The sequence below is a fragment of the Fodinibacter luteus genome (assembly GCF_039541575.1).
GTDB classification, from domain to species: Bacteria; Actinomycetota; Actinomycetes; order Actinomycetales; family Dermatophilaceae; genus Fodinibacter; species Fodinibacter luteus.
Genome location: NZ_BAABGM010000020.1, coordinates 129,950 through 152,587, shown reverse-complemented (window position 1 = coordinate 152,587; position 22,638 = coordinate 129,950). Strand labels below are relative to the sequence as shown.

Annotated in this window: 17 protein-coding genes and 1 tRNA gene; 14 read left to right on the top strand and 4 right to left on the bottom strand. The window is 75.2% G+C overall.

Features of this window, described 5'->3' with window-relative positions; all coding sequences use genetic code 11:
* The first annotated feature begins 16 nt into the window (after positions 1 to 16).
* From ABD899_RS15435 to ABD899_RS15405, 7 genes are read left to right on the top strand one after another with little or no spacing between them, the layout of a single operon-like run.
* The gene (locus tag ABD899_RS15435) at positions 17 to 1,207 is read left to right on the top strand and encodes a glycosyltransferase family protein (RefSeq protein ID WP_345207600.1); all 1,191 of its coding nucleotides are present in this window, start codon (positions 17 to 19) and stop codon (positions 1,205 to 1,207) included.
* A complete protein-coding gene (locus ABD899_RS15430; protein ID WP_345207598.1) occupies positions 1,204 to 2,445 on the top strand; it encodes a phosphotransferase in 1,242 nt (413 codons plus the stop codon). The genes ABD899_RS15435 and ABD899_RS15430 overlap by 4 nt, the downstream gene beginning before the upstream one ends.
* Complete coding sequence (locus tag ABD899_RS15425) at positions 2,442 to 4,598, top strand: phosphotransferase family protein (protein WP_345207597.1); 2,157 nt, start codon at positions 2,442 to 2,444, stop codon at positions 4,596 to 4,598. The genes ABD899_RS15430 and ABD899_RS15425 overlap by 4 nt, the downstream gene beginning before the upstream one ends.
* Complete coding sequence (locus ABD899_RS15420) at positions 4,595 to 6,979, top strand: glycosyltransferase (protein WP_345207595.1); 2,385 nt, start codon at positions 4,595 to 4,597, stop codon at positions 6,977 to 6,979. The genes ABD899_RS15425 and ABD899_RS15420 overlap by 4 nt, the downstream gene beginning before the upstream one ends.
* Complete coding sequence (locus tag ABD899_RS15415) at positions 6,966 to 8,882, top strand: ABC transporter ATP-binding protein (RefSeq protein ID WP_345207593.1); 1,917 nt, start codon at positions 6,966 to 6,968, stop codon at positions 8,880 to 8,882. Before ABD899_RS15420 ends, ABD899_RS15415 begins: the two co-directional genes overlap by 14 nt.
* Entirely contained in the window at positions 8,879 to 10,153 is a 1,275-nt protein-coding gene (locus ABD899_RS15410; RefSeq protein ID WP_345207591.1) for a phosphotransferase, read from the top strand. Before ABD899_RS15415 ends, ABD899_RS15410 begins: the two co-directional genes overlap by 4 nt.
* Positions 10,150 to 11,610 carry an aminoglycoside phosphotransferase/kinase family protein gene (locus ABD899_RS15405; protein WP_345207589.1) on the top strand — a complete coding sequence of 487 codons (1,461 nt, stop codon included), beginning with the start codon at positions 10,150 to 10,152 and terminating at the stop codon, positions 11,608 to 11,610. The genes ABD899_RS15410 and ABD899_RS15405 overlap by 4 nt, the downstream gene beginning before the upstream one ends.
* A 26-nt stretch (positions 11,611 to 11,636) precedes the next feature.
* Here the strand turns inward: ABD899_RS15405 and ABD899_RS15400 are convergent, their stop codons facing one another.
* Positions 11,637 to 12,227 carry a TetR/AcrR family transcriptional regulator gene (locus ABD899_RS15400; protein ID WP_345207587.1) on the bottom strand — a complete coding sequence of 197 codons (591 nt, stop codon included), beginning with the start codon at positions 12,225 to 12,227 and terminating at the stop codon, positions 11,637 to 11,639.
* A 50-nt stretch (positions 12,228 to 12,277) separates the two neighbouring features.
* Here ABD899_RS15400 and ABD899_RS15395 point away from each other — a divergent pair, with 50 nt between their 5' ends.
* The gene (locus tag ABD899_RS15395) at positions 12,278 to 13,147 is read left to right on the top strand and encodes an alpha/beta fold hydrolase (protein WP_345207585.1); all 870 of its coding nucleotides are present in this window, start codon (positions 12,278 to 12,280) and stop codon (positions 13,145 to 13,147) included.
* 27 nt (positions 13,148 to 13,174) lie between these two features.
* On the opposite strand, the gene ABD899_RS15390 is transcribed toward ABD899_RS15395, so the two are convergent.
* Together ABD899_RS15390 and ABD899_RS15385 are read right to left on the bottom strand one after the other, a co-directional pair.
* Positions 13,175 to 13,312 (bottom strand): hypothetical protein, encoded by a 138-nt coding sequence (locus ABD899_RS15390; RefSeq protein ID WP_345207583.1) that lies wholly within the window; start codon positions 13,310 to 13,312, stop codon positions 13,175 to 13,177.
* 54 nt (positions 13,313 to 13,366) lie between these two features.
* Positions 13,367 to 13,437, bottom strand: a tRNA-Gly gene (locus ABD899_RS15385).
* Between the two features lie 152 nt (positions 13,438 to 13,589).
* Here ABD899_RS15385 and dcd point away from each other — a divergent pair.
* From dcd to ABD899_RS15370, 3 genes are read left to right on the top strand one after another with little or no spacing between them, the layout of a single operon-like run.
* A complete protein-coding gene (dcd, locus tag ABD899_RS15380) occupies positions 13,590 to 14,165 on the top strand; it encodes a dCTP deaminase (RefSeq protein WP_345207581.1) in 576 nt (191 codons plus the stop codon).
* Positions 14,166 to 14,174: 9 nt separating this feature from the next.
* Positions 14,175 to 14,573, top strand: coding sequence for a divalent-cation tolerance protein CutA (gene cutA, locus ABD899_RS15375; RefSeq protein ID WP_345207579.1), 399 nt, complete (start codon positions 14,175 to 14,177; stop codon positions 14,571 to 14,573).
* Complete coding sequence (locus tag ABD899_RS15370) at positions 14,570 to 15,208, top strand: alpha/beta hydrolase (protein ID WP_345207577.1); 639 nt, start codon at positions 14,570 to 14,572, stop codon at positions 15,206 to 15,208. The genes cutA and ABD899_RS15370 overlap by 4 nt, the downstream gene beginning before the upstream one ends.
* Here ABD899_RS15370 and ABD899_RS15365 read toward each other — a convergent pair.
* Positions 15,171 to 16,559: an MFS transporter gene (locus ABD899_RS15365; protein ID WP_345207575.1), complete on the bottom strand. Its 1,389-nt coding sequence runs from the start codon at positions 16,557 to 16,559 to the stop codon at positions 15,171 to 15,173. The genes ABD899_RS15370 and ABD899_RS15365 overlap by 38 nt on opposite strands.
* Positions 16,560 to 16,708: 149 nt before the next feature.
* Between ABD899_RS15365 and ABD899_RS15360 the strand changes: the two genes are divergently transcribed.
* The 3 genes from ABD899_RS15360 (at position 16,709) to ABD899_RS15350 (ending at position 22,558) form a co-directional block, all read left to right on the top strand.
* Complete coding sequence (locus tag ABD899_RS15360; RefSeq protein ID WP_345207573.1) at positions 16,709 to 17,299, top strand: cupredoxin domain-containing protein; 591 nt, start codon at positions 16,709 to 16,711, stop codon at positions 17,297 to 17,299.
* Positions 17,296 to 18,981: a cbb3-type cytochrome c oxidase subunit I gene (locus ABD899_RS15355; RefSeq protein WP_345207570.1), complete on the top strand. Its 1,686-nt coding sequence runs from the start codon at positions 17,296 to 17,298 to the stop codon at positions 18,979 to 18,981. The genes ABD899_RS15360 and ABD899_RS15355 overlap by 4 nt, the downstream gene beginning before the upstream one ends.
* 106 nt (positions 18,982 to 19,087) lie before the next feature.
* Positions 19,088 to 22,558, top strand: coding sequence for an ATP-binding protein (locus tag ABD899_RS15350; protein WP_345207569.1), 3,471 nt, complete (start codon positions 19,088 to 19,090; stop codon positions 22,556 to 22,558).
* The last annotated feature ends 80 nt before the right edge of the window (positions 22,559 to 22,638 follow it).

The window sequence follows — 22,638 nt, the reverse complement described above, 5'->3', positions numbered from 1 at the left end:
GGGGCACGAGCCGCGGATGCTCATCTACTCCCAGGACGGCCTCGGGCTGGGGCACATGCGGCGCACCTCCCTCCTCGCCCGGGAGTTCCTTCACCAGGTGCCGGGTGCGAGCGCGCTGACGCTGTCGGACTCGCCGCTCGGCCAGTTCTTCACGACGGCCCCCGGCCACGACTTCCTCAAGCTGCCGAGCATCCGCAAGGCCGGACCCGGTGAGTGGGAGGCCGTGTCGCTCGCCTCGTCGTTCAAGGACGTGCTCGGCATGCGCAGCCGGATCATCGTGAGCGCCATCCGGGCCTTCGAGCCGGACGTCGTGCTCGTCGACCACATGCCGCACGGCGCGATGGGTGAGCTCATCCCCGCGCTGCGCTCGGTGCGCAGCGACCGCATGCGGGTCGTCCTCGGCCTGCGCGACATCCTCGACGACCCCGAGACGGTGCGTCGCCGGTGGACGGCGGAGGGCGCCTTCGACGCGCTCGAGGAGTTCTACGACGACGTGCTCGTCTACGGCTCCCGCGAGGTGCTCGACGTGACCCGTGAGTACGACTGGCCGACGACCCTCGGGCTCGACCCCACCTACTGCGGCTACGTGTGCGACGACCCGCACCGCCGGGCCCGGCGGCTCGCGGCGGTCCCCGTCTCCGGACCTCCGGCCCGCCCGACGGTGCTCGTCGTCGCCGGCGGCGGGGGTGACGCATATCGGATGCTCAGCGGCGTGCTCGACGCCGCCGGGCAGGTGCACGCCGCGACGCATGCCGAGTTCGTCCTCGTCACCGGTCCGTGCATGCCGGCCCAGGACGTCCAGGCGCTCCGTCGCCAGGCGAGGGACCTGCCGATGGTCGAGGTGCGGCGCCGGATCCGCGGCCGCGGCCGCGTGGCCCGGGCCGACCTCGTCGTCGCGATGGCCGGCTACAACACGACCGTCGAGCTGCTCAACGCGGGCACCCCGGCCCTGCTCATCCCGCGCAGCGGCCCGAGTGCCGAGCAGCGCACCCGGGCCCGCCTGTTCGCCGAGCGCAACTGGGTGCGCTGGCTCGATCCCGACCGGCTCGAGCCGGAGCTCGTCGCCGACGCCATGGTGGCGGCCCTCACCCGGCCACTCGCCGCGGGGAAGAGCCCGGACCTGCGGGGACGCTCGACGGCAGTCGCCCACCTCACCCGAGACCTCGGGGCCACCCCCGAGGCCCGGCTGCAGTCGGTCGCGACGTGACCGCGCCCCTCGCCCTGGCCACCGCCGACGAGGTGTGCCGGTTCCTCGCCGACGACGTCCCCCGGTTGCTCGCCAGCGAGCTCGCGACGGTGCTGCCGCGCGGCACCGGCCCGGTGCGCGCCCGCGTCACGCGCGCCAAGCTCAAGCCGGGGCGCAAGCTGACGGTGTCCGCGGACGTGACGGGCGACGGCATCCGCCACCCGCCGGCGACCGCGACCTGGGAGGCGGAGGAGGGGATGCGGGTCCTCGTGGCGCCGGCCGACCCGGGCTTCCCCCGGCTGCCCGACCTCTACGACCCGACCCGCCTCGCCGACGTGCTCGAGGATGCCGTTCCCGGCAGGTTCGGGCCCGACCTCACCGTCACCCCGCTGCGGTACCGGCCCGGTCAGCGCCACGTGCTCCTCGTCGAGAGCGCCGACGGACGGGACCGGCTGTACGCGAAGTGTTCTCGCGACGACGCCGGGCGCCGTGCCGTCGCGGTGCGGGGTGTCGTCGCGGATGCGCTCTCGCGCGGTGACGGGTCCGCGCGGGTCGCGCGCGGCGCCGGCTACGTCGCGTCGCACCGGGTCGCGCTGTGGGACGGCCACCCCGGCCGGGTCATGTCCGAGCTCGTCTCGGGCCCGCCGACGGGGGCGGTGCCGGTCGCCCGGCTCGCGGGGGCGGCCATCCGCTCGGTGCACGACGTCCGTGACCCGCTGCCCGAGCCCGGCCGCGACGGCCGCGACGGCCGCGACGGCCGCACCGACCCGGCGGCCGAGGCCGCGTCGACCCGGCGTGCCCTGGAGCACGTCGTCGCCCTCGCCCCGTCGCTCGCCGCCCGGGTGGAGTGGCTGCTCGACACCACCCTGGCCGACCTGCTCAGTGGGCCGGACGAGCGGGGCCACCTCGTGCACGGCGACCTCAAGTGCGACAACGTCCTCGTCGACCGTGGCCGGCTGTGCCTCCTCGACCTCGACCGGGTCACGACCGGTGACCCGGCCCTCGACCTCGGCAAGCTGACCGCCGACCTGCGGTGGTGGGCCCGGGGGGGCGGAACCGCGGCCGAGGTGCTCGTGGGCGCCGTCCTCGAGGGGTACGGCCGGTGCCCGCCCGCCCGCCTGCGCCGCGCCCACCTCTACGACGTGCTCTTCCAGCTCCGTGCGGTCGGACGCCGCGTCCCACTGCACGAGCCCGGCTGGGCGGATGCCGTCGAGGCGGCCGTGTCCTCGGCCGAGAGCACCCACCGGAGCCCGCGGTGACCACCGCCTGGCCCGCCGCGCCGGCCGGCGCCCACTGGACCGACCTCGACCGCCTCGTCGGGCTCGTCGGGCCGGTCGTCGAGGCCGAGTCGCGACCCGGCGGGGTGCACCAGGTGCGGTGGGACCCCGAGCGGCGCACCCGGGTCGCCTTCGACCGGGCCGACGGGGCGGTCGTCGTCGTCGAGGCGACACCGGACGGCCTGACGCGGCGCCGGCTCCGCGACGACGTCGCGCTGACCGGTGTCGCGGAGGTGCTCGACCCGCAGCGCCTCGCCGGCCACCTCGCGCCGGTGCTCGGCGGGCGCCCCCGTGGCTGCGTCACGACGCCGGTGAGCTACCGGCCCGGCTCGCGGTGCGTCGTGCGGTGCGAGGCCACCGACCGGTCCGGTCGCCGGCGCACCGTGTACGTCAAGGTGCTCGCGGAGGGTGCGCGGGAGTGCGCCGAGAGCCATGAGGCTCTCGCGGGCGGGGCGGTGCCCGTCGTCGGCTGCTGGCCCGAGCTGTCCGCGGTCGTCACCGCCGAGGTGCCCGGCCCCACCGCCTCCGCGCTGCTCCGGGACCCCCGGCTCCGGCCGGAGGAGCGGATCCGCCTCGCGACGCGCCTCGGCGCTCTCCTCGCGGGCATCCACCGGGTGCACCCGGGGCCCCTCGTGGCCGAGCGGGTGCGCACCCCGTCCGACGAGCTCGCCGGCCTCGCCCGGCTCCTCCCGGCCGCGTGGCAGGCCGATGCCGTCGCGGCGCTGTCGCTCGGCTGGGTGCTCGACCGCCTCGCGGCCGAGGTCCCCGAGGTGACCCGCACCGTCTTCGGCCACGGCTCGTTCCGACCGGGGCAGGTCGTCGTCGACGGCGGCCGGCTCGCCGTGCTCGACCTCGACGGTGCCGGCCCGGCCGACCCCGCCCGCGACCTCGGGAACGCGATGGCCCACCTCGACTGGCAGCACCTGCGCGGCGAGCAGGCCCCGGCCCCGGTGCTGTCCGCCGCGGTGCGAGCGGGGTACGCATCGGCCGGTGGAGAGGTCGACCCCGTCGCCCTCGACTGGTGGCGCGCGGCGGCGCTGCTCAAGATCGCGGGCCGGCGCTACCGCAGCCTCGACACGACCCACTGGGATGCCGTGCCCCTCCTGGTCGGCGCGGCATCCGCCGTCCTCGAGCGGCACGACACGCCGGCCGACGGGCCGCCGACCCCCCTGCGTCGCGACCGGCTGCCCGACCTCACCGACCCCACCGCGATGACCTCGCTGCTCAACGACCTGCTCGGCGGCGGCGCCACCGACAGGGTGCAGGTCACCTCGGTCGAGACCCTGCGGGTCGCGCCGGGCCGGCGGATCGTCGTGCGCTGCACCGTCGCCGGTGCCGCCGAGAGCCCGGTGCAGGTCATCGCCAAGGCGTTCGCCGAGAGGGAGCGCGCCGTCGTCACCCACGAGAACCTCGTGCTCTTCGACAGCCTGCGCGACCCGGTCGTCCGGTGCGGCACCCAGCACCCGATCGGCGTCGACCCGGTCCACGGCGTCGTCGTGTGCCGGGCGGCCGACGGGTCCCCCCTGTCCGCCGGGCCGGACACCCCGGCCGCCGATGTCCGCCGGGCGGTCGCGGAACGGCTCGGCGTCTGGCTGCGCACCGTCCACGCCACCGGCTCCGGTGCGCGGCGGGTGCTCGACGTCGACCACGAGGTGGCGAACGCCGCGCTCTGGGCCCAGCAGGTCGCGCGCGCCGACACCCGACTGCGGGCTCCGGCCGGCGAGCTCGCCGAGCTCCTCGCCGCGCACGCACCCTCGCTGCCGCGGGTGCGCGACTCCCTCATCCACAAGGACCTCCACCTCGGCCACGTCCTCGTCGACCCCAGCGGCGGCGCGACGGTCATCGACCTCGACGAGGCCCGGATGGGCGACCCCGCGTTCGACCTCGCCCACCTGTGCGCCTACGCCGACGAGGCGGCGGGCGGTGCCCCGGGCGCCGACGACGCGCTCGCCACGGCGTTCCGTGAGGCCTACGGACCCCTCCGCGGACCGGATGCCGCGCACCGCCTCGCCTTCTTCCGGGCCTACGCCCTGCTCAAGATCACCCGCCAGACGACCCGTGGGCACGTCGGCGACGACGTCGTCGCGGCCGCCGTCGCCCGCCTCACCCGAGGAGCGTCATGCCTGCGCGCGTGATATACCTGACGCGCAGCTGGCCGCGGCTGTCGCAGACCTTCGTCGTCAACGAGGTCCTCGCGCTCGAGCGGCGCGGCGTCGACCTCGAGGTCCACGCGATGGCCCCCTCGGGCGAGGAGGTGCGCCAGCCCCAGGTCGACCGGGTGCGGCGACCGGTGCGCTACACGACGGATGCCGCGCCGCCCGCCGACCACGCGCTCGTCGCCGCGCGCTGGCCGCAGCGCTACGACGCGACCTCGCGCTTCGCGGGCGAGCAGCCGGGCCTGTCGAGCGGGTACGCGAACGCGACGACGCGGCAGTGCTTCGAGCACGCCGTCCAGCTCGCCGCGCGCTGCCTGCGCCTGGAGGCGGACGGCATCCGCGTCACCCACCTGCACGCCCACTTCGCCCACGACCCGGCCCTCGTCGCCCTCCTGCACCACCGGCTCACCGGGCTGACGTACAGCATCACCGCGCACGCCCGCGACCTCTACCAGATCCCGCCCGAGAACCTGCGCACCCGGGTGGCCTCGGCGACGAGTGTGCTCACCTGCTGCCGGGCCAACGTCGACTACCTCGACGCCCACCTCGAGCCGTCCGTCGCCGAGCGGGTCCGGGTCGTCCACCACGGCATCGACCTCGAGCAGTTCACCCCGCGCAGCCACCCCGCGGGCGAGCGCGTCCCCCGCGTGGTCTCGGTGGGTCGGCTCGTCGAGAAGAAGGGCTTCCCGGACCTGCTGCGGGCCTGCGCCGCGCTCGCCCCCGACCGGCCGTTCCGGCTGACCGTGCTCGGTGACGGGCCGCTGCGCCCGGCGCTCGAGGCACAGCGGACCGCCCTCGGCCTGGACGGGGTCGTGGACTTCGAGGGGGAGCACGACAGCTCCGTCGTCGTCGAGACGATGCGTGCGGCGGACGTCTTCGCGCTCACCCCGTACGTCACGACCGACGGTGACCGCGACGGCGTGCCCAACGTCGTCGTCGAGGCGATGGCTGCCGGCCTGCCCGTCGTCGCCACCGAGGTCGGTGGCGTCGGCGAGGCCGTGACGCACGGGCACGACGGCCTGCTCTGCGCCCCACGCGACGTCGCCGCGATCGCAGCGAACCTCGGTGAGCTGCTGGCCGATCCGGCTCGCCGGCAGGAGATGGGCCGGCGTGCCAGGGCCACCGTCGAGGCGTCCTTCGACGTCGACCGCGCCGCCGAGCAGCTCGTCGACGTCTTCTCCCTCGCCGCGCGCCCGAGGGCGCACTACGAGGCCTTCCTCGGGGCGATCGACCCGGCTCGGATGCCGGTCGGTGAGGGCGGCGGTGACTGCGTCGTCCTCGACGCCAAGTTCGAGCCGGGCCGGCCCGCCACGGTGCTCTACCGGCACGCCACCCGGCTCGTGCACGCCACCGTCGAGCCGAGCGGCGTGACGGTCGAGGAGTTCCCGACCGACCCGGCCCTGCCCACCCTGCCGGCCGTGCTCGACCCGGCGGTGCTCGGACCGGCGCTGGCCGGGGCCATCGGCGACCCGGATGCGGAGAGGGTCGAGGCGCGGCTGCGGCTGCTGCGCTACCGACCGGGCCGCCGCGCCACGGTCGAGGTGACCCTGGGCGGAGGACCGGCGCAGGGCCGGTACGTCGCGAAGGTCTACCACGACGGCGCCAAGGCCGCGGCGGTCGCGGCCGAGGGTGCGGCCCTCGTGGGCCGGCCGTCGCGTGCCCCACTCCTCCTCGCCCCGGTCGTCGCGCACCTGCCCGACCTCGCCGTCGTCGCCCAGGCCTGGGTGGAGGGTGTGCCGCTCACCGACGCCGACGCACCCCGGGCGGCCGCGGCGCTCGCCGTCCTGCACGGCCTGAGCGTGCCGGCCGGCCGCCCGCGCCCGGTCGACCGCGAGCTGCGCCGCTTCGTCTCCCGGTCGATGGCGATCCGGTCCGTCGACCCCGAGGCCGGTGAGCCCCTGCTCGAGCTGGCCGAGCGCCTGCACTCGACCCAGGCGCCACCCGGGCCGGCGTCGCTCGTGCACGGTGACTGCAAGCCGAGCCAGTTCCTCGCCTGCGGCGACGACGTCGCGATCCTCGACCTCGACCACTGCGGCGTCGCCGACCCGGCATCCGACGTGGGAACCTTCGTCGCGACCCTGCGCCAGCAGGCCATCCGCTCGAACCCCTCCGACCCCTGCGCGGCCGACGCGACCGAGCCGACCGCTCGCGCCTTCGTCGACGCCTACCGCGACGCGGTCGCCCCCGAGCCGGAGGGGACCTTCGCGGCGCGCGTCGACTTCTACGTGGCGGTCGCGCTCATGCGCAAGGCCCTTCGCGCGTTCGCGCGATCCCCGTTGTCCGACGAGCCGCGGCTCGTCGCGGCCGACGCCCGACGTGGACTCGACACACCATGGAGGAACCAGCATGTCCTCGGTTGACACCAAGCCGGAGCGGCGACTCGAGGAGCCCCCCGGCCGGGAGCCGGCGCCCGCTCGCCGACGGTCGGACACGGTCCGGGCGTTCGCGCTCATCCGCCGCTTCCACGGCAGCAACGCGCCGTTCGTCCTCGGGTTCCTCATGCTCGTGTTCGAGGCGCTGACCGCGATCCTCGAGCCCTTCCCCATCGCCTACGCCGTCGACTACGTCACCGGCCGCAAGCCGAGCCTGCGCGAGGCGGGGCTGCCCGCGTTCCTCGCCAACGAGCGGGTCGAGACGGTGCTCGTGCTCGGGCTCGCCATCATCCTCATCGCCGCGGTCAACAAGGGGGCGGACTCGCTGTCCGAGGTGTTCCTCGCGCGGGGCGGCCGCACCCTCGGGTACAACGTGCGGGTCACGATGTACGACCGGCTCCAGAAGCTGCCGATGGCCTTCCACGACAAGCGCCGCACGGGTGACGTGCTGACCCGCGTCACGGGCGACGTGCTCGTCGTCGAGGAGTTCGTCGTGGCGTCGCTGAGCAACATCGTCGCGAGCGCGCTGCTCCTCGTCGGCTCGTTCGTCGTGCTGCTCACCCGCTCGCCCGAGGTGGCCCTCATCGCCCTCGTCGTCGTGCCCGTCCTCGCGCTCGTGGCCAACTGGTTCTCGCTGCGCCTCAAGCGGGTCTCGAAGGAGCAGCGCTCCAAGGAGGGCGACCTCGCCTCGACCGCGCAGGAGATGCTGTCGTCGATCCGTCTCGTCCAGAGCTACGGCCGCGGGCACGTCGACCTCGAGAACTTCTCCAAGCAGAGCGACCAGAGCATGCGGGCCTCGCTGCGCATCGCGACGATCCAGGCCCAGTTCAGCTTCGTCATAGCCGTGCTCGAGGGGCTCACCATCGCCGGGGTGCTCTGGCTCAGCTTCTGGCTCGTCGACCGCGGGTCGATCTCGCCCGGCACCCTCGTGCTGTTCGTCATGCTCATCCAGAACATGTTCAAGCCCTCGCGCAAGATCGTGAGCGAGTGGTACAAGGTCGGCAAGCTCATCGCGAGCACCGAGCGGATCGAGGAGCTGCTCGAGCGGCAGCCCACCGTCACCGACACGCTCCTCTCGAAGCCTGCGCCGGCCCTCGAGGGTCGCCTCGCCTTCCACGACGTCACCTTCAGCTACCGCCCGGAGCACGAGGAGGAGGCCGAGTCGCGGGTCGTGCTCCACGACATCACCTTCAGCGCCGCACCCGGCGAGGTCGTCGCCCTCATCGGGCCGAGCGGTGCGGGCAAGAGCTCGATCGCGCAGCTCATCCCCCGCCTGTACGACCCCGACTCGGGCACGGTGACGATCGACGGCATGGACGTGCGGGACTTCACCCTCGCCTCGCTGCGCGGGCAGGTCAGCCTCGTCCTCCAGGAGACCCTGCTCCTCACCGGGACCGTCGCCGAGAACATCGCCTACGGCATCGACGACCCCGACCCCGCGCGCGTCGAGGAGGCCGCTCGGCTCGCCAACGCGCACGAGTTCATCGAGGAGCTCCCCCGGGGCTACGACACGGTGCTCGGCGAGCGGGCCGCCACGTTGTCGGGGGGCCAGCGGCAGCGCCTCGCCATCGCGCGCGCCTTCATCCGGCGGGCGCCCGTGCTCGTGCTCGACGAGCCGACGACCGGCCTCGACCCCGAGGCCGCGGCCCAGGTCACCGAGGCCCTGCGCTCCCTCATCGACGGGACGACGACGATCATCATCTCCCACGACGTCGACCTCGTCTCGTGCGCGGACCGCATCCTCGTCATCAACGACGGACGGATCGTCCAGGAGGGCCCGCCCCAGGTGCTGGCCCGCACGAGCGGCCCCTACGCCGACCTCTTCGGGCGCGCGACGGCCGCCGGAACCCCCGGCGCGGCACCGACACCCGGCCGCGAGGGGCCGTGGTGAGCACCTCGGCCCCCACGCTCCGGGGGTGGCCACCGGACACCGCGTGGGTCACGGACCCCGCGGCCGGGGAGGTGCTGGCCCGTCAGTGGGCGGACGAGCACCGGCCGGGGCGACGGGTCGTGGCGACGAGGACCCACTCCGCGCTGTACCGCGGGCCCGGGGACGTCTCGGCGCGGGTATCGGTCCGGTTCGACGACGGAACGGGCGGGGGCGGAGCTGACGACGGAGCCGACGGCGACGGCCCGGCATCCGCGGACACGACGCTGCTCGTCCACGAGCGTGGGGGGCACCTCGTCGTCACGGCGTTCCCGGACGACCCGGAGCTGCCGACCCTCGCCGCGGTGCTCTCACCCGGTGCGCTCGGGCCGGTGCTCGCCGACTGCCTGCCGGGCACCTACCGCGCCGAGGTCGTGCACCACCCCCGCGAGGGCGCCTGCGTGCTGCGCCTCGACGCGGTCGACGACGGGCGTCACCGCCAGGCGTACGCGAAGGTCTACCCGAGGGCGAGCGAGGCGTCCGCCGCCGCCGGGGTGCTCGCGGCCGTCGGCACCACGACCCTCGGCGGTGCGGGTGCCGAAGGCGTCCGCCTCCCCGGGCTGCTCGCCCTGAGCCGCCCGCTCCACACGACCGTCCTCGAGTCGCTCACCCCCACGGCGGCCGAGGACGGTTCCCCCTCCACCCCGGTGGGTCCCGCGGACGCCGGCCGGGCCCTGCGTGCCCTGCACGCCCACCCCCCGTCGGGGTCGCTGCCGGGGCTGACCGCGGCCCGCACGGTGGCCCGGGCCCGGGCCGAGCAGGACCTCGTGGCGACGGAGTGGCCCGACGTGGCCGACGCGGTCGACGCGCCCCTCACCCGGGCCACGGGGGTGCTCGAGGCCGGCGCGGCCGGCCCTGCCGTGCTCTCGCACGGCGACTTCACCCCGAGCCAGCTCACGAGGCTGCCGCTCGGCCTCGGGCTCGTCGACCTCGACACCCTGTGTCTCGCGGAGCCGGCCACCGACCTCGGCCGCTACCTCGCCTACCACGACGTGCGCGCGGCGGCCCGCGGCGCCTCGCCCGCCGCCGTCGCCGCCCACGCGGCGGCCTTCCTCGACGCCTACGCGGCCCCGTCCGCCCCCCGTGCCGAGCTCGACACGAGGGTGCGCGCCCACCGACAGGTCAACCTCGCGCTGCTCGCGCTGCGCGCCACCCGGCGGTTCAAGGATGCCCGGGCCGACCTCGCACTGACCCTGCTGTCCACCGGCCACACCACCCAGGGGAGAACCTCATGAGCACGACGACGCGTGACGCGACCATCGACGCCCTCGAACCCTTCGCCGAGCTGCCCGACTGGCTCGCGGGGCTGATGCGTCCCGGACGGCTGGAGGCGTCCCTGCGGCGCCACGTCCCCGAGCTCGCGGACGGCCGGCTCGTGCTCGTCGAGTGCCGCGCCGACCGGCTGCGGGCCAAGGACGAGAACTGGCTCGCCCGGTGCCGGGTGGTCGTCGCGGACCCCGCCGGGCCGGCCGACGCGGCCCCCGCGGAACCGCGCGAGGTCGTGCTCGTCGGCCAGCTGTACCCACCGCGACGCCCCGACCCGCAGCTGCCCGTGCCGGGCTCGTCCCTGCCGTTCGGGGAGCCGGGGTACGGCGTGTTCCTCGCCGACCTGCGCGTCCACCTCGCCGCGGAGGAAGAGGACCCCGGCCTGCCGAGCCTGGGCGCCCTCACCGACCCGGAGGCCTCGGCCCGGGTCATCGAGCGGATGCTGCGCGCCGGGGCCTACCCGCAGGCGCGCGTCGCGTCGAGCACGCCGAACGTCGTCCGGTACAAGCCCGGCAGCCGGTGCACGATCCTCTACGACGTCGCGTACGACCCGCCGACGGACGCCCTGCCGAACCCGGTCGTCGCCAAGACCCACCAGGGCGACAAGGGAGCCGTGGCCCACGACGCGATGACCGCCCTGTGGGGCACCGACCTCGCGAGGGGCGACGTCGTGCTCCTCGCGGAGCCGCTCGGGTACCTGCCCGAGGAGCGGGTCCTGCTCCAGGGGCCGGTGCCCGAGGACGAGACCCTCAAGGAGCTCGCCCGCCGGGCCTTCGAGAGCATGGATGCCGGCCTGCTCGGCACCCTGCGCGCCGAGCTGGGTCGCACCGCCGTGGCGCTCGCCGCGCTGCACCGCAGCGGGGCGACGTACGCGCGCTCGGTCGCCTGGACCGACGAGCTCGCCGAGACGCGCGAGGTCCTCGACCGGCTCACCCTCACCGTGCCGGGCCTGCGCGACGCGGCGGAACCGATGCTCGAGCGCCTCGAGGCGTTCGACCTCGCCGTGCCCGCCGACCCCGTCGTGAGCGCGCACCACGACTTCCGGCCGGCGCAGGTGCTCCTCGGTCCCGGCACGGTCGCCTTCATCGACTTCGACGGTGCCGCGATGGCCGAGCCCGCACTGGACCTGGGGCGGTTCCGGGGCAAGCTGCGCGACATCGGGGTCACGGCGCTGTCGGCGTCCGAGGAGGGCTACCGTCCCGACCTCCTCGAGGGCCGGCTCGAGCTGCTCGACGAGCTGTGCGACCTCTTCGTCGACGAGTACGCCGCGCACGCACCGGTGACCCGCGAGCGGGTGCTCCTCTGGGAGACGATCGACCTGCTCACCGCGGTCCTGCACACGTGGTCGAAGGTGCGCCTGCTGCGGGTCGAGCCCCGGCTGGCCATCCTGGTGCACCAGCTGCGGACGGCGGCCCTGGAACGGTGAGCGACTGACGGCATCGCCGGCGGGGGTCAGCCGCGCCGGAGCGCCGGTTCGACGAGCGCGGCGATGGTGAGCCGGGTCTGCTCCGGGTCGAGCCCGAGGTCCTGGCGCAGGATCCGCCAGGTCGTCGCGTCGCAGGCGACGGTGACCTGGGCGAGGCGGCGGGCGCGGTCCGGGCTCCCCGGGGGCCCCGCGAGGTCGTCCTCGAAGGCTCGCCGGCACCAGTCGAGGTGGTAGCGGCGCCCGGCCGCCGCGAGCTCGGGCAGCCCCTCGACCCGGTCGGCCTCGGCGTAGACCTTGAGGATGAGCGCGCCGTACCGCTCGTAGTGGGCCACGAGGTCGGCGATCGTCCCGGCCGGCCGGCCGGGCGTCGCCGGCTCGCGGGCGGCGACGACGCGGGCCTGCTCGCGCTCGACGGTGGCAGTGAGCAGCCCCGGCTTGCCGCCGAACCGGCGGATGACCGTCTGCACCGTCACCCCGGCATCCCCGGCCACGTCCTCGAGCCGGATCCGGTCGTAGGGCTGCGCCGCGAAGCGCCCGAGCATGGCGTCGATGACGCGCTCGCGGGTGCGCTCGGCCGACGCCGCTCGGCCCTCCATCGAATAGGGTCGCGTATTCATATTAATGAGGCTAACATCAATATATGCGGCACGACGACAGGAGACCCACGATGTCCACCACCACCAGCACACCCACCAGCACATCGGCCGGGCGGTCCGCCATGTCGGTGCGCACCCGGCTCGGAGCCCTCCACGTGCGGATCGTCGGCAGCGGCCCGGTGACCGTGCTGTGGCCGTCGATGTTCGTCGACGGCCACACGTGGGACCGCCTCCTGCCGCACCTCGCCGCGGACCGGCGCTACGTGCTCGTCGACGGCCCGGGCCTGGGGCGCAGTGAGCCGCTGCGCCGGCGGAGCAGCATCGGCGAGGCGGCCGACGCCGCCGTCGACCTCCTCGACGGCCTCGGTGTCGACGCCCCGGTCGACTGGGTCGGCAACGCCTTCGGTGGCCACGTCGGCTTCGACCTCGCGACCCGGGAGGGCGTGCTGCGCAGCCTCGTCGCGGTGAGCGCCCCGACGGAGCCGATCACGCCCGAGCTGCGGCGCCAGATCGCGCTGCTCGCACCGGTGCTGCGCCTCGCCGGCGCCGTGCGGCCGGTGCGGGACTCGGTCGTCGAGGCGATGCTCACCCAGGCCTCGGCCGCCGACCCGCAGCTGCGGGCGGTCGTCGTCGACAGCCTCCGCCGACCCGGGCGGCGCAGCCTCTCGCTCGCGCTGCGCTCGTTCATCCTCGACCGCGCGGACGTCAACGACACCCTCGGCGACATCCGCGTGCCGAGCCTGTTCGTCGCGTCGGACGACCGGGGTGACTGGAGCCCGCAGGATGCCGTGCGCGCGGCGGCGCTCACGCCCGCGGCTCGCGCCGTGGTCGTCGACGGGGCACGCACGCTCGTCCCGCTCGAGCAGCCGGTCACGCTCGCCCGGCTGCTGCGGGACTTCTGGGCCGAGGTCGACGGCAGCGAGGCGCCGCACCCGCGGTGAGCGCGGTGGCGACGGTCCGGACCCCTGTCAGACCCCGCCCATGTACCCCTCGGGCTGCGCCGTCGGATCGTCCTCCGACGGCGCGGTCGGCTCCTCGGGCTCGACGGTCGGGTCGTCCTTCGGCTCGTCCGGCTCGGGCTTCGACTTCGGTTCGGGTTTGGCCATGGGCCCATCATCCCGGTCCGCGGCCGGCGGCGCATCCCGATCGCCGCGTGTCGGAGCCGATGACGGGAATCGAACCCGCGTGTCCAGCTTGGGAAGCTGGCGCTCTACCATTGAGCTACATCGGCGCGCCGGGTCGAGCGGTCGCACGCGACCTCCCCGGCGCCGGGAAGTCTAACCCACCGGCCGGCGCTCCCGGCGACCCACCCGGGGCGCCGTCGACGACGTCGCCCGCCCCCGGCATCCCCCGTGCCCGAGGGCCCACCGGTAGCCTGCACCCGTGCTGCTCTCCGACCGCGACATCAGGGCCGAGATCGAGTCCGGACGGGTCCGGCTCGACCCGTGGGACCCCGTCATGATCCAGCCGAGCAGCGTCGACGTCCGCCTCGACAAGTTCTTCCGGCTCTTCGACAACCACAAGTACCCGGTCATCGACCCGGCGCAGGACCAGGCCGACCTCACCCGGCTCGTCGAGGTCAACCCCGCCGAGGGGTTCGTCCTCCACCCCGGTGAGTTCGTGCTCGGCAGCACCCTCGAGACGGTCTCGCTGCCCGACGACCTCGCCGCCCGCGTCGAGGGCAAGTCGAGCCTGGGCCGCCTCGGGCTGCTCACCCACGCGACGGCGGGGTTCGTCGACCCCGGCTTCACCGGCCACGTCACCCTCGAGCTGTCGAACGTCGCGACCCTGCCGATCATGCTGTGGCCGGGGATGAAGATCGGCCAGCTCGCCTTCTTCCGGCTGTCCTCCCCGGCCGAGAACCCCTACGGCTCGGCGACCCACGGCTCCCACTACCAGGGCCAGCGCGGCCCCACCGCGAGCCGCAGCTTCCAGAACTTCCACCGCGCCGACGTCTGACGGGTGGTCGTGGACGACGTGGGTGACGGGGGGCCGGACGGGGCGGGCACGACGCACGTCGAGGTCCACGTCACCGCCCCGGATGCCGCCACCGCCGCCCGACTCGCCCGGCTGCTCGTCGACGAGCGCCTCGCGGCGTGCGTGCAGGTCGTGCCGGGGGTGCGGTCGACCTACCGGTGGGAGGGCGCCGTCGAGACGGCCGAGGAGCACCTGCTGCTCGTGAAGTCGACGGCCGCGCTGTTCGAGGCCGTCCGGCAGCGGGTGCGCGCCGAGCACCCGTACGACACCCCCGAGGTGCTGGCCGTGCCGGTCGTCGCCGTCGACGCCAGCTACGCCGGGTGGCTCGACGCCTCGGTCCGTCCCGCCGGGGACGACGCCGGGGCGGGTCCCGGCTCCCTGACGCGATGAACGAGCAGCACGACGGCGCCGGGCTGCGCGGACGCGTCCCCGACAGCCCGCGGGGGGTCGTGCTCCTCCTCCACGGCGGTGCGGAGAGCGGCCGGCAGCGGGTCGCGTGGTGGGGCCTCGCGCCGCTGCGGATGGTCCCGTTCGCGATGGCCATCGGCAGCCGCACCGGCCACGCGGTCGCGGTGCTCCGGCTCAAGAACCGGGTCCGGGGCTGGAACGGCGCCCGCCGGGACCCCGTCCACGACGCCCGGTGGGCCCTCGACCGGATCCGGGCCACGCTGCCCGGTGCCCCGGTCGTCCTCGTCGGCCACTCGATGGGCGGGCGGGTCGCCCTGCACCTCGCGGCCGAGCCCGACGTCGTCGGCGTCGCCGCGCTCGCGCCGTGGGTGGCCGGCGACGTGGGCCGGCCTCGTCCGGGCACGGCGCTGCTGCTCGTCCACGGCACGCGCGACCGAATCACCGACCCGCGCCGCACCGCCGCCCTTGCGGACCGGCTCGCCGCGAGCGGCGTCGACGTGCGCCACGTCAGCGTCGACGGGGGTGACCACGCGATGCTGCGTGACGCCCCGCTCTGGCAGGAGACCGTCGCCGGCTTCGTCAGCGAGCTGCTCCTCGGCCGAGACCGAACCAGCTGACCACCCCGCCGAGGGCGAGGAGGGCGGCGCACCACGTCATCGCGGCCCGGTAGCCGGCCGTCATCGCCTCGGGGTCGAGGTAGTCGTCCCCGGCCAGCCCGACGAGCGCCGGGAGCGCGGCGACCGCGAGGAGCGACCCGGCGCGCGCGACCGCGTTGTTGACCCCGCTCGCGGCGCCGGCGTACCGGCCCGGGGCCGCCGCGAGCACGGCGGCCGTGAGCGGCGACACGAGCAGCGCGAGCCCGAGGGAGAAGACGACCATCCCGGGCAGGACCCGTGCCCAGGTGGCCTCCTCCGCGACGAGGAGCAGCAGCAGCGCGCCGGCCGCGCACACGAGCGGGCCGACGGTCATCGGCACTCGGGGCCCGATCCGGGCCGACAGCGCGGCGGCCCGCGGTGAGAGCACGAGCAGCGCCACCGTGATGGGCAGGCCGCTCAGCCCGGCCTCGAGCGCCCCCCAGCCGGCCGCCTGCAGCTGGAGCACGGTGAACAGCGAGACCCCGCCGAGCGCGCCGTAGACGAGGGTCGTCATCGCGTTCGCCGCGGAGAACACGCGGGACGCGAACAGGCTCGGTGGGACGAGCGGGGATGCCGTGCGCCGCTCGGTCCGCACGAACGCCGCGGCCGCGGCGAGCGCGACGAGCCAGGCGGTGGCGACGACCGCCGTCGTCGCCTCGGTCGCGGCGGTGAGGGCGTAGGTCGCCGCGCCGAGGCCGACGACGGTGAGTGCGGCGCCGAGCACGTCGAAGCGACCGGTGGCCCCGGCATCCCGGCTCTCCGGGGCGCTGCGGCCGGCCAGCGCGAGGACGGCGAGGCACAGCGGGAGGTTGATCGCGAAGATCCAGCGCCAGCTCGCGTGGTCGACGAGCCACCCCCCGAGCACGGGGCCGACGGCTGCCGCGACGCCCGACACCCCGGCCCACGTGCCGATCGCGGGGGCGCGGTCCTCCGGGCGGAACGAGGACTGGATGAGGGCGAGCGCCCCGGGGGTGAGCAGCGCCGCCCCGACGCCCTGGAGCACCCGCAGGGCGATGAGCTGGGAGGGGGTCTGCGCCACGGCGCACAGGCCGGACGCCACCATGAACCACGCGACGCCGACGAGGTAGACGCGCCGGCGGCCCAGCCGGTCCCCGAGGGCCCCGCCGACGAGGACGAGCGAGGCGAGGGCGAGCAGGTAGCCGTTGACGACCCACTGCAGCTGGGCGAGGGACGCGTCGAGGTCGCGGCCGATGGTGCGCAGCGCGACGTTGACGACGGAGCCGTCGAGGATCGCGACGGCCGAGCCGAGGGTGACGCCCGCGAGCAGGGCTCGGCCCTGGCGGGAGTCGCGCGCGAGCGCCGCGGCCGGCATCCCGTATGCGTACCACGGCGGGCGCGTCGCGGGGTGACCGAGCAGACACCGGGCCTGATCCGTGGGTCACAGCGGGGCGGCGGGGGCGGTCCTACGGTGCGAGGTGCGGGACGTCCCGCACGTGGGCGGCCGCGAAAGGCGCGTGAGCCATGGTCCACTCCCTCGTCGACTCGAGCGTCGTGCTCTGGGGCCAGACCCTGATGTACACGGCGTACTGCCTCGTCATCATCAGCCTCGTCGCCTGGTTCGCCCGGCGGGTCACGAGACCACCGGGGGAGCGTGTCGTCACCCCGAAGATCTTCTACGTGTGGGTGGGCTTCCTCGCCGTGCTCGGGGTGAGCCTCCACCTCGTCACGTACAACACCATCCCCTGGGTCAAGCCCGACCTGCACGGCGGCGACCCCGTCGCCAGCTACGCCATCACCGTCGGCGACCACGAGTGGCAGCTGCCGCAGCAGCCCCTCGAGGTGCCCTGCGGAGAGCTCGTCGAGTTCTCCGTGACGAGCACCGACCTCACCTACGGGTTCGGCCTCTTCCGCGACGACCAGTCGATGGTGACCCAGATGCAGGTCGTGCCGGGCAGCGCGAACGACCTGCTGTGGACCTTCGAGACCGACGGGTCCTACAGCATCCGCTCCACCGAGTACTCGGGCCCCGAGGGTGACCAGATGGTCGTCCCGGATGCCGTACGGGTCACCGGGTGCACGTCGCAGGCGTCGGCCGAAGGAGGTTCCCGATGAGCACGTTCACCGACACCCTGGTCCACGGCAACGAGCACTCGTTCCACCCCGAGACCCTGACGCCGATGCAGAAGCTGACCCTGAAGTACGTCGTCTTCGGGCTGGTCTACTACGCGTTCGCGGTCATCGAGGGCATGCTGCTGCGGATCAACGCCGTCGAGCCGCAGGAGCTGCTCTTCCCCGACCGCTACTACGCGATGCTGACCGCGCACCCGCTCGTCGGCATCTTCGGGTCGTCCTACCTGCTCGTCTTCGGCGCGTTCACGTTCCTCCTGCCGTACCTCATGCACAAGCCGCTGTGGTCCTACCGCCTCGCGAACTGGACCCTGTGGCTCATCGTCGTCGGCGTCTTCACCTTCTGGCTCGACGGGTTCATCACCCACTACGCGCCCCTCTACACGCTCTACTGGCCGCTCCCGGCGGACTTCGACCAGTTCGAGCCGGTGGCGGGCGCCATCTTCATCACCGGCATCGCCCTCGTCATGGTCGGGACGCTCCTCTTCGTCCTCAACGTGTTCAAGACGATCTCCTACACCCCCGAGGGCTGGACCCGCCAGCCGCCGGGGCGGCTGCTCGGCGACGCGCTCGGCCTGACGACCCTCAAGCTGTTCTTCACGGGGAAGCTGAGCCGCAGCAAGGAGCAGGACCACCTCGTCTCCCTGCCGGTGGCCGCCATCGCCCGGGGCACGGTCGACGTGCTCTTCAACGCCGGGGTCATCCTGTTCACGGGCGTGCTCATCCTCGTCTACATGGTCGCGGAGATCCTCGGGACCTCGCTGCGCACGAGCGCCGTCGACGCCCTCCTGTACAAGAACTGGTACTGGTGGGGCCTCGACCTCGTCGCGGACGGCCTCGTCCTCGTCTTCGTCGCCGGCACGTGGTACCTGCTCGCCCAGCTCATCACCGGGCGTGAGGTCTTCATGGCCCGGTGGGCGAGGTTCGCGCTCGGCCTCGAGGTCGTCGTGTCGTGGACGGTGTGGAGCCACCACCTGCTCTCCGACCAGGGGCAGCCGGCGGCGCTCAAGATGGGGTCGGGGGAGTTCGTCACCGCGTTCGAGCTCATCACCCAGGGCCTGGCCTTCTTCATCGTCCTCGTGACCCTGTGGCAGGCGCGGCCGCTCACGATGTCGAACCCGCTGAAGTTCCTCATCGGCGGCCTCCTCGGGTTCGCGCTCGCGGTGCCGGCCGGCATCATGCAGGCCGACGCCGGGCTCAACCGGATCCTCCACAACACGCAGTGGGTCATCGGCCCGCACGTCCACGTCGCGGTGCTCGTCGGACTCACGATGACGCTCTACGCCGCGGTCTACCTCCTCCTGCCGCTGCTCACCAACGGCGCCGAGCTGTACAGCCAGCGCCTCGCGACCGTGCACTTCTGGTGCCACCTCGTCGGCGGGATCGGCATGGGAGCCTTCATGGGCATGGCCGGCCTCCAGGGGATGCTGCGGCGCACGATCTACTACGAGGGCGAGTTCCAGCCCTACATGGTGCTCGCCGCGATCAGCGGGTTCCTCCTCCTCGTGGCGCTGCTCGTCTTCCTCTACAACATCGTCATGACGCTCGGCCTGAGCGGCGCCGTGGGCCTCTTCCGGCGCTCCCCCCTGCCGCCCTCCGTCCTCGTGCCCGGCACGGACCTCGCCGTCCAGCCCGAGACCGCGACCACCGGGGCCGGGAAGGAGTGACGGGCCCGCGGCCGGGGCATGGTGCCCGGCCGCGAAGGGCCGTAGGTTGCCGCTGTGAGGCAGCGGCGCCCGGCGTGGGCATCGCGGGACCGGACCGGGTGACGTCGTGGACACCGACCCGCCGCTCCTCGGCGTCCTCGGGCCCCTCGAGGTCGCGACCGCCGACGGCTCCACCGCGGCGGTGCGCGGGTCCAAGCAACGGGCCCTCCTCGCCCTGCTGGTCCTGCACCGCAACCGGTCGGTGCCCGCGTCCCGCCTCGTGGCCGGGTTGTGGGGCGACGACGCCCCCCGCGGCGCCGAGGTGACCCTGCGCAGCCACGTGTCCCACCTGCGCCGGCGCCTCGGCGAGGTCGTGCGGGGCGTGTCGCTCACGTCGGGACCGTCGGGCTACTGCCTCGTCGTCCCCGTCGGGGGCGTGGACGCCGACCGGTTCGAGGACGGTCTCGGGCTCGCCCGGGAGGCGCTGGGGCTGGGCAGGCCGCACCGGGCCGCCCGGCTCGTGCGGGAGGCGCTGCGGCTGTGGCGGGGCCCGCCGTTCCCCGAGCTCGAGGACGTGGACCCGGCGGTCGCCGAGGCGGCGCGGCTCGAGGAGCTGCGGCTCGGTGCCCTCGAGGTGCTCGCCGCGGCCGAGCTCGCGTCCGGCCGCCACCGGGAGGTCGTGGCGGACCTCGAGGCCCTCGTCGGGGAGCACCCCTTCCGCGAGCGGTTCACGGCCCAGCTCATGGTGGCGCTCTACCGGTCCGGCCGCCAGGCGGAGGCCCTCGAGGCGTTCGCCGCGACCCGGCTCCGGCTCGCCGACGAGCTGGGCCTCGACCCCGGGCCCGAGCTGGAGGAGCTGAGCCACCGCGTCCTGCGGCAGGATCCCCTCCTGCTCGGGGACAGCGGGGGCGTGTCGCCCTCCACGGCTGCGGCGCCCGCCGTGGCGCAGCCGGCTGCGCGCCCCCCGGATGCCGTGTTCGCGGCCCTCGCTCGCTCCGCCCTCGTCGGTCGCACGACCGAGCTGGCCCGCCTCGTCGCCGCGTGGGAGGGCGCCGGCCGCGGCGAGCGCCGGGTCGTGCTCGTCTCCGGCGTCGCGGGGATCGGCAAGTCGCACCTCGCCGCGCACCTCGCACGGCGGGTCCGCGACGACGGGCGGCCGGTGCTCCTGGGGCGGTGCGACACCGCGCGGGTGCCCTACGAGCCGGTGGCCGAGGCACTGCGCAGCAGCGCGGACGCCGAGGCGGTCGTCGCGGCCGCCCCACCGGCCGTCGCCGCCGAGCTCGCCGCGTTGCTCGACGGGCCGCAGGACACCGGGCCCGGGCCCGTGCGCGAGGCGCCCGGCGACGGCTCCGAGGTCACGCTGTACGCCGCGGTCACCTCGGTCGTGGCTCGCCTCGCGGCCCCCGGGCCGGTGCTCCTCGTCGTCGAGAACGCCGAGCGCATCGACCGGGCCAGCTCGCTCCTGCTGCGGCACCTGCTCGCCCACCTGTCGCCCGGCGTGCTGCTGCTCGTGTGCTTCCGCGACCCACCCGGTGGCCGGCACGCCGCCCTGCTGCCCCTCCTCGGCGACCCCGCGCCGGGAGTCCTCGGCGACCGCGTCGAGCTCGGGCCGCTCGACGAGCGCGAGCTCGCCGACCTCGTGCGTCCCACCGCCCCCGACGTCGACCGGCACGCCCACCGGCTATGGCAGCACACCGGCGGGAACCCGCTCTACGCCAAGGAGCTGGCCCACGCGGTCATGAGGTCGGGCGACGCCGACGGCCCACCGTGGCGGCTGCCACCCGGCATCCGCGACGTCGTGCGGCACCGCCTGTCGTCGCTGTCCGACGCGGCCGGCGACGTGCTTCCCTTGGCGGCCGTCCTGGGGGCGTCGGTCGACGTCGAGCTGCTCGCGCAGGTGGCGCACCGCCCGGAGGAGCAGGTCGTGCAGACCCTCGACGAGGCGGTGGCGGAGGGCCTGCTCGTCGAGTCGGGGTCCTCCTGGCAGGGCGCCTACGCGTTCCCCGACGACCTGGTCCGGGAGGCGCTGGTCTCGACGCTCACCGGCTTCCGGCTCCGCGCCCTGCACCTTCGGGCCGCCGAGGCACTCATCGCCCGACCGGGCAGGTCGGGGAGCGCGGCGATCGCCGGGCACCTGCGGGCCGCCGGGCCGGCGGCCGACCCGGCGGTCGCCGCCCGGTACAGCCTCGCGGCGTCGGGGGAGGCCCGCTCCGTCCACGCCTGGGACGAGGCGGTCGAGCAGGCCGAGGCGGCGGTGCGCCTGCTCGCGGGGGAGCCCCCCGGCGCCCGGGCCGAGGCGGCGCTCACGGCGGGGATGCTGCGGCTGAGGTCGGGGCGTGGGTACCGCGAGGGCGTGGACCTGCTCGAGGCGGCCCTCGAGGACTTCCTCCGGGCGGGCGACGACGCCTCCGCCGGGGTCGTCCACAGCAGGCTCGGCGGGGCGTACTCCCTCCACCACAGCGTCATGGACGTCCCTCGGGCCCTCGAGCACTTCTCCGTTGCGGAGCGTCTCATGCCCTCCCCCGAGCAGGCGTACCACCTCCACCGCGGGCGAGCCCAGGCCGCCATGCTCGGCCTGCGGACCGACCTGCTCTCCCGGTCCGCCGAGCGTGCCGAGGCGGTGGCGACGATGCTCGGCCGCCGTGACCTCACGGTGCTGCCCCAGTGGGCGCTGGGCTGGGCCGCGTTCGACGAGGGCCACCTGGCGCTGGCCGGGAGACGGTGGAACGCGGCGTGGGACGTCGCCCACGAGCTCGCCGACCCCTACCTCGGCTGGACCCCGGTCAACGCCGCCGCGCTCGCGTCCAACGCCTACCTCCTCGACCCCGAGGGGGCGCGGTCGTGGTGCCGTCGTGGCCTGGGCCAGCCCCGGTTCACGGTCTTCGCCGACCCGCACGCGACCGTCGTCGACCAGCTGGCCCTCGCCACGGCGGCCATGGGTGACCTCGAGGGAGCGCACGAGGTGGCGGCCGGCCTGCCGGAGGATGCCGTGGCTCGGCGGATGCTGCTCTACCTCGACGGGCGGTGGGAGGAGGCGGAGGCGGCGTGGTCGGCGGCGGCGGCGGCCGACGAGGCACGGGGCGACCTGCACGACGCCGCGCTCAACCACGTCTGGCTCGCGTCGGCCCGCCTCGTCCTCGACGACCGGGACGGCGCCCGGGTGGCCCTCGACCGGGCGCTGGCCCTGGCCTGCGACGGCCCCCAGGTGCCCACCGAGCTCGTGACCCGGGCCGCGCTCGCCCGCCTCGACGCGCGCACGGACCCGGCCCGGGCGGCCCGCCACCTGGCCCGCTGCGACGGCATCCTCGCCGGCGGGGAGCGCTGGTGCGGCGCCGCCGGTCAGGTCGAGCTGGCGCGCGCCGCCGTCGCGGCTGCGGGGGACGAGCCCGAGCGCGCCGACGACGCCTACGCCCTCGCGGTGGCGGTCTTCGCCCGGCACCGCCTGCCGTGGCACGAGGCGGCCGCCCTCGAGTCCTGGGCCCGGCTGGCGGACCGACGGCGGATGCCGGCCGAGGCGGGGGAGCGGCGGCACCGGGCGGGCGAGCTCCACGCGCGCATCGGTTCCGCCGAGCGCTGGCGCCGGGCGGGTGCGCCGTGACGGGGCGGGCACGCCCCTTCCACCCACCTTCCACACCCCGTCGGCACCGTGGTGGCCCGAGCAGGACAGCCGACGCAGGA